This window comes from Aeromonas sp. SER (assembly GCF_038739615.1).
GTDB lineage: Bacteria > Pseudomonadota > Gammaproteobacteria > Enterobacterales > Aeromonadaceae > Aeromonas > Aeromonas jandaei.
This window is the reverse complement of record NZ_JBCGFC010000002.1, coordinates 450,123-462,188: the sequence shown is the minus strand read 5'-3', so window position 1 is coordinate 462,188 and position 12,066 is coordinate 450,123. Positions and strand designations below refer to the sequence as shown.

General features: G+C 61.8%; 10 protein-coding genes. 3 read left to right on the top strand and 7 right to left on the bottom strand.

Annotated elements, in window-relative coordinates:
• Nucleotides 1-42: 42 nt before the first annotated feature.
• The 5 genes from AAHA41_RS05015 to AAHA41_RS04995 all read right to left on the bottom strand — a co-directional run bounded on the left by AAHA41_RS05015 (nucleotide 43) and on the right by AAHA41_RS04995 (nucleotide 4,712).
• The gene (locus AAHA41_RS05015; RefSeq protein ID WP_323070383.1) at nucleotides 43-1,788 is read right to left on the bottom strand and encodes a bifunctional molybdopterin-guanine dinucleotide biosynthesis adaptor protein MobB/molybdopterin molybdotransferase MoeA; all 1,746 of its coding nucleotides are present in this window, start codon (nucleotides 1,786-1,788) and stop codon (nucleotides 43-45) included.
• A complete protein-coding gene (gene mobA, locus AAHA41_RS05010) occupies nucleotides 1,785-2,420 on the bottom strand; it encodes a molybdenum cofactor guanylyltransferase MobA (RefSeq protein ID WP_203975378.1) in 636 nt (211 codons plus the stop codon). The genes AAHA41_RS05015 and mobA overlap by 4 nt, the downstream gene beginning before the upstream one ends.
• A complete protein-coding gene (locus AAHA41_RS05005) occupies nucleotides 2,392-3,087 on the bottom strand; it encodes an energy-coupling factor ABC transporter ATP-binding protein (protein WP_040065392.1) in 696 nt (231 codons plus the stop codon). Before AAHA41_RS05005 ends, mobA begins: the two co-directional genes overlap by 29 nt.
• Before the next feature lie 28 nt (nucleotides 3,088-3,115).
• Entirely contained in the window at nucleotides 3,116-3,817 is a 702-nt protein-coding gene (locus AAHA41_RS05000) for an ABC transporter permease (protein ID WP_104014170.1), read from the bottom strand.
• Nucleotides 3,818-3,881: 64 nt separating this feature from the next.
• Nucleotides 3,882-4,712, bottom strand: coding sequence for a substrate-binding domain-containing protein (locus AAHA41_RS04995; protein ID WP_185226717.1), 831 nt, complete (start codon nucleotides 4,710-4,712; stop codon nucleotides 3,882-3,884).
• A 251-nt stretch (nucleotides 4,713-4,963) separates the two neighbouring features.
• On the opposite strand from AAHA41_RS04995, the gene AAHA41_RS04990 reads away from it, so the two are divergent.
• Both AAHA41_RS04990 and AAHA41_RS04985 read left to right on the top strand, forming a co-directional pair.
• Nucleotides 4,964-6,319, top strand: a complete 1,356-nt coding sequence (locus AAHA41_RS04990) for a sigma-54 dependent transcriptional regulator (RefSeq protein ID WP_040065386.1) — start codon at nucleotides 4,964-4,966, stop codon at nucleotides 6,317-6,319.
• A 26-nt stretch (nucleotides 6,320-6,345) separates the two neighbouring features.
• Nucleotides 6,346-8,460, top strand: a complete 2,115-nt coding sequence (locus AAHA41_RS04985; RefSeq protein WP_323070387.1) for a cache domain-containing protein — start codon at nucleotides 6,346-6,348, stop codon at nucleotides 8,458-8,460.
• 400 nt (nucleotides 8,461-8,860) lie between these two features.
• Here AAHA41_RS04985 and AAHA41_RS04980 read toward each other — a convergent pair whose 3' ends face one another.
• The gene (locus AAHA41_RS04980; RefSeq protein ID WP_005312265.1) at nucleotides 8,861-9,727 is read right to left on the bottom strand and encodes a helix-turn-helix transcriptional regulator; all 867 of its coding nucleotides are present in this window, start codon (nucleotides 9,725-9,727) and stop codon (nucleotides 8,861-8,863) included.
• Nucleotides 9,728-9,742: 15 nt separating this feature from the next.
• A complete protein-coding gene (locus tag AAHA41_RS04975) occupies nucleotides 9,743-10,600 on the bottom strand; it encodes a formate dehydrogenase accessory sulfurtransferase FdhD (protein ID WP_323070384.1) in 858 nt (285 codons plus the stop codon).
• Between the two features lie 248 nt (nucleotides 10,601-10,848).
• On the opposite strand from AAHA41_RS04975, the gene AAHA41_RS04970 reads away from it, so the two are divergent.
• The gene (locus AAHA41_RS04970) at nucleotides 10,849-11,865 is read left to right on the top strand and encodes a hypothetical protein (RefSeq protein WP_203975383.1); all 1,017 of its coding nucleotides are present in this window, start codon (nucleotides 10,849-10,851) and stop codon (nucleotides 11,863-11,865) included.
• Nucleotides 11,866-12,066 lie beyond the last annotated feature (201 nt).

The window sequence follows — 12,066 nt, the reverse complement described above, 5'->3', positions numbered from 1 at the left end:
TGACCTGGGGCGCACTGCATCCGGCCTGCGCCCCGTCGGGATTCAGGCCAATCGTCCTTGTAGGGGGTGGATCCAGACCCGCTCGCCAACGGCGATGCCGCTCTGAGCGGGGACGATTTCAATCAGACAGTTGGCATCGGCCATCGAGCTCAGGATGCCGGAGCCCTGCGGCCCCGTAGTGCGCACCCGCAGCTGGCCGTTGCCATCCTGATGGAAGATGCCGCGCAGGAACTCGGTGCGACCCGGGCGGCTCTTCATCTTCTCGTCTGCCAGTGCCGAGAGGCGCAGCGGCTGCCACAGCTTGCCCTGCAGGCGGGCGATGGCTGGCTCGACAAATTGCAGGAAGCAGACCATGGCGGCCACCGGATTGCCGGGCAGGCCGAAGAAGGGGGTCTGCCCCAGCTTGCCAAAAGCGAGCGGGCGGCCCGGTCGCATCTGGATGCGCCAGAAATCGATCTGGCCAAGTTCGGCCAGCACCAGCTTGATAAAGTCGGCGTTGCCAACCGAGACCCCGCCGGAGCTCAGCACCAGATCGGCGCTGGCGGCAGCCTGCTCCAGCTGCTGGCGCAGGATGCTCTTGTCATCGGGGATGATGCCAAGGTCCATCACTTCGCAACCGGCGGCGCGGATCAGGGCCATCAGGGTAAAGCGGTTGCTGTCGAAGATATGGCCGGGGGCGAGCTGTTCGCCCGGCGCCTGTACCTCGTCGCCGGTGCTGAACAGCGCCACTTTCAGCGGCGTGCGCACCGGCAGGCTGCCCAGCCCAAGTGATGCCGCCAGCCCCAGCTGGGGTGCTGCGAGTCGGGTACCGGCCGGGATGGCGACCGCACCTTTGGCCAGATCTTCACCGGCCTGACGCACATTCTGCCCTGCGCGAACGGGGGCGGTGACCGTGACCCACTCACCCTCAATATGGGTCTCTTCGCGCATCACCACGGTATCGACCCCGGGGGGGAGCGGGGCGCCGGTCATGATCAGTACCGCCTGACCGGTCAGCACCGGTTCGTGGCGCTGCTGGCCCGCCAGCACTTCACCCACCAGTTGCCAGCGACCGGTGGCGAGATCGTCGCTGCGCAGGCCAATCCCGTCCATCGCCGAGTTGGCGTGGGGTGGCACATTGATGGGGCTAATCAGATCAGTGGCCAGCACGGCGCCGTGGCACTGGGCCAGCGGTTTGTCGCTGCAGGCGGTGCTTGGGGTGAGGGCCGCCAGAATGGCGTTGCGGGCCGCTTCGACCGACAAAAAGCCGTTGCCAGCCTCCTGCTCGCGAGTCTGGCAGCCGTCAAGCCAGCTGCAGACGAAGTCGGCGATAGCCTCAAGGTCGTTGATATCGAGTTGCGGCAGGGTGGTCTCTGCGGGTTGATCGCTGGCCAGCGCTATGATGTCCCGGTCTTCGGGGAAGAGCAGCGGCTTGCCAATCTCGGCGCGGTGCAGCTCGATTTTCGGGAAGTGTTCGTGCTTGAACCCCTCTACCAGCAGCAGCTCTAGCTCTGTCTGATCGAAGCTTGCCAGCAACTGACGAAAATCGGCTTCGGCCAGTTCTGTTTCAATGATGCGGGCATGACGGCGGCGGGAGGCCACCATCATCTGCTGTGCCCCCGCCTTGCGCAGGCGGTAGCTGTCCTTGCCCGGCTGGTCGATATCAAAGTCGTGATGGGCGTGCTTGAGCACCCCGATGCGCAGGCCGCGCCCTGTCAGCAGCGGGATGAGCTGCTCGAGCAGGGTGGTCTTGCCGGTACCGCTCCAGGCGGCGAAGCCGAGCAGGGGAAGAGTGGGGGCCGGGGTCATGAGGTGGCTCCTTGTCCGGTGGCGTCTTGCAGGCGCGCCTCGTAGGCGGCCAGCTCGTCCGGGCTGTTGAGATTGATGAAGGCATCCGGCTGATCGGCAAAGCTCACCACCGCCATGTTGTGGCGGGCAAACCAGATATCGATTTTGCGCTCCCCCTCGGCCAGTGCGGCGCTAAGGGAGGGGAGCAGGGATGTGTGCAGCAGAGCCACCACGGGTTGCAGCCAGTCGCCATCGTGGGCAACTACCAGCTCGGTATCCGGGGTCAGGGCGGCGCGAAAGCGGCTCATCAGATCCGGGGGGAGGGCGGGGCCATCACAGGGGACGAACAGCACCCAGTCGTGGCGGGCGGCGGCAAGGCCAGCCTGCATGCCCGCCAGCGGGCCGAGGTAGTCGCGATTGTCATCGCTGATGACGGGAGCCAGCGCCTGATAGCGGTCGTGGCTGCGATTGGCATTGATGAGGATCTCGTCCACCTGGGGGCGCAGCCGCTCCAGTACGTGGGCGATCAGCGGGCGTCCTGCCAGCTCCACCCATCCCTTGTCTTCGCCCCCCATCCGGGTGGCGCGGCCGCCGGCGAGGATCACTGCCGACACGGGAAAAGGGCTAGAGGGGGATTCGCTTCTTGAAGTCATGTCGCTCGATGATTTTTAAAGGGGTCGTCTCTTGCAGCTGGCCACGGGCGAGGGTCCATTGCCGCTCGCACAGGTCGGTCAGGGCGTTGTGCTGGTGACTGATCACCACCAGGCCGCTGCCATGTTCCCGCAGATCTTGCGCCAATGCGGCCATCAGGGCAACCGAATGTGCATCCAGATTGGCGGTGGGCTCGTCCATCAGCAGAAAAGCGGGTTGCAGCGCCCAGGCTCGGGCCATGGCCAGCCGTTGCCGTTCGCCACCCGAGAGAATGCTGATGTGCTCCCGCGCCAGCCCCTCCAGCTCGACCCGGCGCAGCGCCTCGAACACCCGCACCTCGCTGCCGAGCTGCTTGTCCAGCGCCCAGGCGACATTGTCGTGCACCGTGCGATCAAACAGATAGGGGGTCTGGTGCAGATAGGTGACCCGGCCTGGCCCCAGATCCCGTTTGAGCAGGCGGTTGAGCCGCCGTTGCCAGCGTCCCGGCAGGTTGGTGTAGCCGCGGGTCGGGGGGAGCAGCCCCGCCAGGATCTTGAGCAAGGTGGTCTTGCCCACCCCGTTGGCCCCGTGCAGCCAGATGGTGTCTCCCGCCGCAATGGAGAGGCGCTCAATCTCGAACAGCTGACGGTCGCCAAAGCGCATCGTCAGCTGGTGGGCGGTCAGAGCCATGGGGTACTCCTGTGGGTTGCGGGCATGGTCAATTTTTCAGATAGCTCTGGCCGCGACAGGCGGTGAGCAGCAGGTTGAGCAGCAAGGCGAGGGTGAGCAGCACAATGCCGAGGGCCACCCCCTGAGTGAAGGCCCCTTTCTGGGTCTCCAGCGCGATGGCGGTGGGGATATTGCGGGTAAAGTGCAGGATGTTACCGCCGACCATCATGGAGCAACCCACCTCGGTGACGATGCGACTGAAGGCGCCGATCACCGCCGCCAGCAGGCCAAAGCGGCACTCGTGCATCAACCCGAGCAGTGCCTTGGGCCAGGAGACGCCGAGGGTCAGGGCGGTCTCCCAGGCGCGGCGGTCACTCTGGACAAAGGCGGCGTGAGCCATGGTGGCGATGACCGGAAAGGCGATCAGCATCTGCCCCACCACCATCGCCTGCTGGGTAAAGAGCAGCTTCCAGTCGCCAAAAGGGCCGGCCCGTGACAGCAGCATGTAGAGCAAAAGACCGATCACCACGGTCGGCACCGACTGCAGGGTGTTGATGCAGGAGAGCCAGAGCCAGCGGCCGGGCAGCGGCAGGTAGGCCAGCGCAAAGCCCAGCAGCAGTGCCGGCAGCAGCACCAGCAGCAGGGCGATGCCGGAGACGGAGAAGGAGACCCCCACCACCTGCCACAGCTCGGTATCGCCGTTGAACAGCAGGGCGAGGGCCGCCAGAGTCGTGTCGAGCAGCGTCATCAGGCGCCTCCCCCGTTATGGTTCAGGGGGAGGGCCAGCTGCGCCGCCATATCGGTCGGTGCGGGCATTATTTGCTGTTGGCGTCGGCCACGAACAGCGCCTGACCAGCCACCTTGAAGTCGCCGATCAGCTTCTGGCCATGCTCGGAGACCAGCCAGTTCTTCAGGGTGCGCGCCCCTTCGGTGTTGAGGTCCGGGTAGCGCTTGGGGTTGACCAGGATCACCTGATAGGGGTTGAACAGGCGCTTGTCACCCTCCAGCAGCACGGCGAGATCCAGCTTGCTCTGGTAGGCGAGCCAGGTGCCGCGGTCGGTCAGGGTGTAGGCACCGAGCTCGGAGGCCATGGTCAGGGTCGGGCCCATCCCCTGGCCGATGGATTTGTAACCGGCAAACTCGGGTTTGACGTCGGCCGCCTGCCACAGGGTCTTCTCCTTGATGTGGGTGCCGGACTCGTCACCGCGAGAGATAAAGGTCTGGCCCTTATCCTTGATGGCTTGCAGCGCTTTGGCTGCGTCGTGCAGCTTGGCCAGACCCGCCGGGTCTTTGGCCGGGCCGACGATGACGAAGTCGTTGTACATCAGGTGCACCGGCTCGATGCCAAAGCCCGCATCGACGAACTTCTTCTCGGCAGAGGGGGCGTGGGTCATCACCAGATCCGCATCGCCATTCTCGCCCATCTTCAGGCTCTGGCCGGTACCGGCCGCCATCACCTGCACCGGATAGCCAGTCTCCTTGGTGAACTGGGGCAGCAGCCAGCCCAGCAGACCGGACTGTTCGGTACTGGTGGTGGTGGCGAGGCGGATTGGCGCCTTGGTAGTGTCAGCATGGGCCGCACCGGCGATCAGCAGGCTGGCGGCAAGAGAGAGGGCAAAACGTTTGAGGTTGGTTTTTATCGTCATCGTGATGCAACTTTCAGGGCAGGTGAGAGAGGGAACAGCCAAGCAAGCGGGGTGCCAAACTGTTTCATACCACTGTGATTAGCTCTTTACCCTTAAAAAACAGTTGGTTAATTGTGGCAATTAGGTGAGCCGGTTATCGCTTTTAATAATTGGGGTTGGTGATTTTGATACGGGAAGGACAAAATGTCCCACTAAAGTTCCGGTTATCGGGACATTCTCCGACCTTACCTGTATTCGAGGTGCTTTTTTTCATGACAGTCTCTTCCGGCCGCTGGTCTGCCCTCTCCCTGCTCATCGTCGACGATGAGCCCGGCATGCGCAGTTTTCTGGCCAAGGCGCTGGCCAGGCGCTTCGCCCAGATAGAGACCGCCGCCAGCGTGGAGGAGGCGGAAGCCCTGCGCTGCCGCCTCCATTTTGATCTCATCATCGCCGATATCCGCCTGCCGGGGCGCTCCGGCATCGAGTGGCACGAGGCCATCGAGCCCGGCACCCGCCGCAGCGACATCATCTTCATGACCGGTTTTGGCGACATGGAGACCGCCCTCAAGGCGCTGCGTCTGGGGGCCAGCGACTTTATTCTCAAACCCTTCAATCTCGATCAGATGGTGCAGGCGGTGGACCGGGTCATCGAGCGTCGCCAGATGGAGCGGGAGAACCTGCTGCTGCGCCGGGAGGTGAGCAAGCTCTTCCCACCCACCCTGATTGGCGACAGCGCCAAGACCAGCGAGCTCAAGACCCTGATCGCCCGGGTCGCCCCCTCCAACGCCGCCGTGCTGGTGGAGGGGGAGTCCGGTACCGGCAAGGAGCTGGTGGCCCGCGCTCTGCACCAGCTCTCCGGGCGGGTCGGGGCCTTTGTGCCCCTCAACTGCGCCTCCATCGCGCCGGAGCTTTTGGAAAGCGAGCTGTTTGGTCATGTGCAGGGGGCCTTTACCGGCGCCCGCAAGGGGCGTGACGGCCTGTTTCGGGTCGCCCATCAGGGGACGCTGTTTCTCGACGAGATCGGCGAAATGCCGCTCGCCATGCAGGCCTCGTTGCTGCGGGCGCTGGAGCAGAAGGCCATTCGCCCGGTCGGCGCCGAGCGCGAGCTGGCGGTGGATGTGCGCATCGTCGCCGCCACCAACCGCAACCTGAAAGCCGAGGTAGAGGCGGGTCGCTTTCGCGAGGATCTCTTCTATCGTCTCAACGTGGTGGCGCTGCCGGTCGCCCCGCTGCGCGAGCGCATCGACGACATCCCCGCACTGGTGCACCACTTTACCCGCCAGCTCACCGCCGAGATGGGGATGGGCTCCTTGAGCTGGACCCACGAGGATGTGGTGGCGATGCAGGCTTACCCCTGGCCCGGCAACGTGCGCGAGCTGCGCAACCTTATCGAGCGCTGCCTGCTGCTTGGCAAGCCCCCCGCCGACTACTGGCAGAGCAGCCAGCCTGCGCCGCAAAGCGATGGCGGCGACGGTTATCCGCTGGAGTGGCCGCTGGCCGAGGTGGAGAAGGCCCACATCCTGCAGGTGGTGGCGAATCACGATGGCAACAAGTCGGCCGCCTCCCGGGTGCTCGGGGTGGCGCGCAAGACGCTGGATCGCAAGTTCAAGGAGTGGGCCATCGAATGAGGTCTGCCGATGCCAAGGGAGTGGCGATGAAAAAGAGCCTGTTGTCACGCTGTGTCCGAATTCTGTTGCCGCGTTGCGTGCGCACCAAGGTGCGCTGGCGCCTGCTGCTGCTCACCTCCATGCCCATCATGCTGAGTCTGGCGGGCATGGTGGCGCTCACCCTCTACTGGACGCTCACCTACAGCTGGCAGAACCTGCTCACCACGGTCAGAAGCGATCTGGCTGGCGCCCACCACGCGGTGATCGTGCAGCAGACTCGCCAGAGCGAGCACCTCGAACACCTGCGCGATGCCTGGGCCTTCCAGCTGCGGCTGCGGGAATCGCCGGATCAGCTGCAGGATTGGGTGATGCCGCTGGCATCCAACTACGGCCTCGATTTTCTGCGTCTGCGCCGCGGCGCCGAGCTGGACACCCTGACGGCACAGGAGCTGACGGCCCTGCGCGCCGGGCACAGCGTCAGCCACTTCGTGGTCTGGTCGCAGCAGGAGATGCGCGCCCTCTCGCCGCTGTTGGCCAAACGGGCCGTGCTGTGGCAACGGGATGGCACCAAAGTGGTGGAGAACCGGGGGCTGATCAGCCTCTCGCTGACGCCGGTGATGGGCCGTGACGGCTCCCTTTGGGCGGTGCTCGAGGGGGGCGAGCTGATTAACGGCAGCACCCGGCTGGTGGACGAGATCAAGGGGCAGGTGTTTGCCAAAAACACCCTGCCGGATGGCAGCGTTGGCACCGTTACCCTGTTTCTCGACGATCTGCGGGTGAGCACCAACGTGCCGATCAGCAGCAGCCATCAGGTGGGCCGGGCGGTGGGCACCCGGGTCTCGCCGCCGGTGCGCGAGCAGGTGTTGAAGCGGGGCGAGCTCTGGATTGACCGCGCCTTCGTCCATGACGCCTGGTATGTCTCGGGCTACGAGCCGCTCTTGGGTGCCAGAGGCGAGCGGATCGGCATGCTCTACGTCGGTTTCCTCGAGTGGCCCATCATTCGCACCTACCTCACCAATCTGGTGGAGCTTGGCTCCGGCGTGGTGGTGCTGCTGCTCATCTCGGGCCTGCTGGTCTATCGCAGTGCGCGGGATCTCTTCACCCCCATCGAGCGGATGCACAAGGTGGTGCGGCAGGTGCAGGCGGGGCAGTCGGCCCGCATCGGCGAGCTGGCCCTCGACCCCGACCACGAGCTGGCCCAGCTTGGCCGCCAGTTCGACGCCATGCTGGACAGGCAGGAGGCGCACCAGCAGCAGATGGCTCGCAGCGCCGACGAGCTGGAACAGAAGGTGGCCGAGCGCACCCAGAGCCTCAAGCAGAAGACCGCCGAGCTGGAGGAGCATATCCAGATGCTGACCGAGGCGCGCCAGCAGCTGCTCATCAGCGAGAAGCTGGCGGCCCTTGGCGAGCTTTCCGCCGGGGTGGCTCACGAGATCAATAACCCCCTGGCGGTGATCCTCGGCAACGTGGAGCTGATGAAGCTGGAGCTGGGGGAGGCGGCAGAGCCGGTCAGCGAGGAGCTGGCGCTGGTGCTGACCCAGATCGAGCGCATTCGCGCCATCACCCGCAGCCTGCTGCAATACTCCCGCCCCGGCGACTACGAGACGGCGCCGGTGTGGCAGCACCTCAACCCCATCATCGAGGAGAGCCTCACCCTGGTGCGCTCCGCCCTGCGCCAGCAGCAGGTGGCGCTGGTGGCCGACCTCAAGGCGCAGCAACCCATCGAAGCGGATCGCCAGCAGCTGCTGCAGGTGCTGATAAACCTGCTGGTCAACGCCAGCCACGCGCTGGGGGAGCAGGGGGAGATCCGGGTCGAGAGCCGCGACTGGTTCGATGAGGCGGGGGTGTTGCAGGGGGCGCTGGTGCGGGTCATCGACAACGGCAGCGGCATCGAGGCGGCCATCATGGACAAGATCTTCGACCCCTTCTTCACCACCCGCGCCACCGGCACCGGGCTGGGGCTGGCGTTGAGTCACCGCATCATCAGCCGCTGGGGCGGCGAGCTGTTGGTGGACTCCACCCCGGGGCAGGGGAGCTGCTTTACCGTGCGGCTGCGCAGCCACGCCCTGCTGCCAAGCGGCGGCGAACCGGCCCAGCTCGAAGGGTGGCGCATCGCCCTCAATGCCGAGGGGTTTGATTCCGGCGGCGAGCGGGGTCAGTAACCCTTCACCTGCGCGCAACGGCAAAGATCCCCAAGCAAACCTTGGGGATTTTTTTATGGCGGCTTGGGCTGCTTTGCCGGATCGGAGGGGGTTGTTGCAGGGCTGGCTGGGGCGACCTTGATGGCCGCTCTGGGGCAAAACAGTCGGTATAAATTAAATTTATGGGTTTTGCCAAAATGACCCGATTTTAACTTATACCGATCGCTGACCCGTTCTGAGCCCTTGTCAGAGCTGGTTGGGGGCCGCCAGCGCACTCCCTCCGATTTGGCAGGTTGGATGGGGAGCAAGAGGCGTAGTGGCAAAAGCGTCAGGCAGAGGCAGGCAAACCGTCTCGCTGGCCGGACAGCCAGCGAGGCGGGAAATGCAGGAGAGGGGGAAGGGTTAGGTCGTGCCGGGCCGCTTACTGCGGGCTCCACACCAGCTTGCCGCTCTGAGTCAGGTCATAGCCGCCGAGGCGGGCCGCCAGCTCGCGTCCCTCGGGGGATTGCAGCCAGCCGATCAGCTGTTGCAGCAGGGTGCGAAAGAAGACCCCCTGCGGCATCACCAGATCGAAGCACTCCTGCGACAAGGGCATAAAGCCGAGGCCAAACTCGGTGGCTGTGCTCTGGGCGCCGGGCCCGACGTCCGCATCGCCACGGCTGATGGCGGCGGCCAGCTCCCGCTCGCTGTTGACCTCAATGGTGCGCTCCAGCCGGGTCAGCGACTCGCCTTGAGTTTGCAGCCACTCCTGCAGGGCGCGCTGGCTGCCAGCTCCCTCCTGACGCATGGCCCAGCGCCAGTCGAGCGCCTCTTTCGCCTCCTTGGGTTGCAGCCCCTGCCGCAGCACCAGCCCCTGCACCCGGCGAAATCCATGAACGATCACCCATTGCCGGTGACCCTGATACTGCTGCACCAGCGCCGGGTGGCGCAGGTGCGCCTCCTCGGCCTGCCCCCAGTGGATGGCGCAGAGATCCACATGGCCGCGGGCCAGCATCGCCAGCCCCTGACGGGTGCCGCACGGGGTGTAGCCCACCAGTGCCTGGGTGCCGAGCTGCTGGGCCAAGCGGCTGCTGGCGTAGTGCAGCAGCACGTCGTCTGAACCTGCCAGCAGCAGCCGGTCGTTCATCACCCCCTCGTGGCAGCTGCCGAGCAGCCAGCGGTCGAGCAGGGAGCGGGGAAACAGCCACTTGCCGGTCGCCTTGGTGGCGGGGATGCGCGCCTCGTTGGCGAGCTGGTAGACCTTCTTCTCGTTGAGATCGAGGTATTCCGCCACCTGCTTCACATTCATAAACTCATTCATGGCTTAATCCCGCATCCCGCGACCAGCCGGACTGGGCGCCAGCACCGGCGGCTTCTCGTCCAGCACGATATGGTCGTGGCCGCTGAATACCTCGAAATGGCGCCCCTTGGCGCGGGCAATCATGGTGATGCCGAGCTGGCGGGCGAGATCCAGTCCCATCTGGGTGACGCCGGAGCGCGACAGCAGCACTGGAATGCCCATCTGCGCCACCTTGATCACCATCTCCGAGGTGAGCCGCCCGGTGGTGTAGAAGATCTTGTCGTGGCCAGCCTCGCCGCGCATCCAGAGCTCGCCCGCCAGGGTATCCACCGCATTGTGGCGCCCCACATCCTCGACAAAGGAGAGGATCTCCGCGCCGCGGCAGATGGCGCAGCCATGGACGGCGCCCGCCATCTTGTAGGTTTCGTTATGGGCCGACAGCGCCTTGAGCAGGGCGTAGAGGGTGCTCTGTTTAAGCTCGGGCGCCGCCAAGACCACCCCTTCGAGCTTCTTCATCACGCTGCCATACATGGTGCCCTGACCGCAGCCGGAGGTGACCGTCTTCTTCTCCAAGGATTTGTCGAGATCGGCGGCCTGCTGGCTGCTCACCACGGCGGCGGCCTCACTCTCCCAGTCGACGATGACCGACTCGATGGCTGCAATATCCTCGATAAAGCCCTGATTTTTCAGATAACCCAGCACCAGCGCCTCGGGGCGGGCCCCCAGCGTCATCAGGGTCACTATCTCCTTCCAGTTGAGGTAGACAGTCAGTGGCCGCTCACAAGCGATTTGGCGGGTGTTCATTGTGCCCTGCTCATCCATCACCTCGACGGCCATGGTGAGCTGGGCGGCAGCATTGCTTTTGATAAAGGTCGGTGTCATGGGCCCTCGCGACCGGTTGCCGGGATCTAAGGGGAGGGATACAGCAAGTTTTGTTCCAATTGGTGAAATATGGAGGTTAAGGTTTTTTGATAAAAAAACAACGATGCTTATGATAATAAGGGTTGCGAGTAAAAATGATGTGGAGCGAGGTTATTTTGATTCTTGATAAAGAAATTTTTGACTCTATTGAAAACGGCATGTGATGGTTTAGTATGCCCCATAGGATTTTATTTTTATCAGAGTAGGGTATGAATGATTTGCAAGACACAGAGTGCAAGTTAACATTGGCTATCAAAAAGTTCGTGTATGACATAGTCTATATTGATGGGGTTGTTGATAATTCTATCGAACTTTCTGATGTTACCGCCAACTTATCGCTTTCCAATCTGGACTACTGGGAAAGATTTATAGATAGTGTTTATGCTCAGGCATTACGGGAATACACACCCTCTAGGTTTATATTTTGGAGGAAAGCTTTTAATAATATTACTCTATTAGACTTGGTTAATCGAAATGGATATAAAAGAGAAAAAGCTTTGCTTTCATTGCCTAGTCAAATTCCAAACTCATTTTTTGCTTCCATTATAATTCGACGATTAAATGATTGGGTGCCACAAGTACGTTTGGCTGCAAGGGAAAGATTACCTGAAATCATAAGGAATACTGATCCGTCTCATACAGTTAATGCACTTTTGGCTTTGATTCCAAATTGGGGCTCGTGGGCTAGACTTGAAGTTGCAGATAAAAATATTTTTTTAAATATAATGCGTGATGAAAAAATTTCTGAAGTTCTACGATATAAGTTGATGTCGTCGAGTACTGGGCCTATGCCTTTATTGTTTTCTCAATGTGGGAGAGCTCTAATTCTTGAGGGTTATGTTGAAAAAATTGCAGAGAGTGCAAAACAACCAGCTGTACGAGCTAAGGCTTACCGCAGCTTGTTTGAAAAAAGAGTATCATGGGTTGAGAGGAGGGAGTGGAAGTGGGAAAGCAAAAGTTCTTGCATCGGTAAATATGTTCCTATTATTTCTGCTGCTGATATAAGTGTAGAAAAATCAATATTGGATTTATTAGAGCTTTCGGCACATGATAAATCTTCAATTGTTAGACGTGTTTCTGCTGAATTTTTAATTAAAAATATTGATGTGATTGGTGAATGCGCGGTTCATTTTGCTGAAAAATTTGCATCCGATAATAGCATTTCTGTTTCAGAAAGAGGTATGTTTGCGTTGAAGCAGTTAGGTCATGAAAAAATACCACTATAAATTTCGCCTTTAGTTACGACAGGGCTGTGCGGAGAACCATGATAAAGAAAGGGCCGTAGGTTCTAATAGCGAAGCGTATTAGAACGGTCGCGTTGGAAGTTCTTTGTATCCTGCCCCTCTTGATGGAACACACCATCTCGCCTTGGCCCCACTCTTGCTATGTCTTATTCCATTGATGGCCGTGGCCGCCCTGAAGATCCT

Bases quoted from the DNA above. Each gene is read 5' to 3' on its own strand.
- AAHA41_RS04990 (WP_040065386.1), top strand. From the start codon at position 4,964: ATGACAGTCTCTTCCGGCCGCTGGTCTGCCCTCTCCCTGCTCATCGTC.
- AAHA41_RS04995 (WP_185226717.1), bottom strand. From the start codon at position 4,712: ATGACGATAAAAACCAACCTCAAACGTTTTGCCCTCTCTCTTGCCGCC.
- AAHA41_RS05005 (WP_040065392.1), bottom strand. From the start codon at position 3,087: ATGGCTCTGACCGCCCACCAGCTGACGATGCGCTTTGGCGACCGTCAG.
- AAHA41_RS05015 (WP_323070383.1), bottom strand. From the start codon at position 1,788: ATGACCCCGGCCCCCACTCTTCCCCTGCTCGGCTTCGCCGCCTGGAGC.
- AAHA41_RS04985 (WP_323070387.1), top strand. From the start codon at position 6,346: ATGAAAAAGAGCCTGTTGTCACGCTGTGTCCGAATTCTGTTGCCGCGT.
- AAHA41_RS04975 (WP_323070384.1), bottom strand. From the start codon at position 10,600: ATGACACCGACCTTTATCAAAAGCAATGCTGCCGCCCAGCTCACCATG.
- mobA (WP_203975378.1), bottom strand. From the start codon at position 2,420: ATGACTTCAAGAAGCGAATCCCCCTCTAGCCCTTTTCCCGTGTCGGCA.
- AAHA41_RS04980 (WP_005312265.1), bottom strand. From the start codon at position 9,727: ATGAATGTGAAGCAGGTGGCGGAATACCTCGATCTCAACGAGAAGAAG.
- AAHA41_RS04970 (WP_203975383.1), top strand. From the start codon at position 10,849: ATGAATGATTTGCAAGACACAGAGTGCAAGTTAACATTGGCTATCAAA.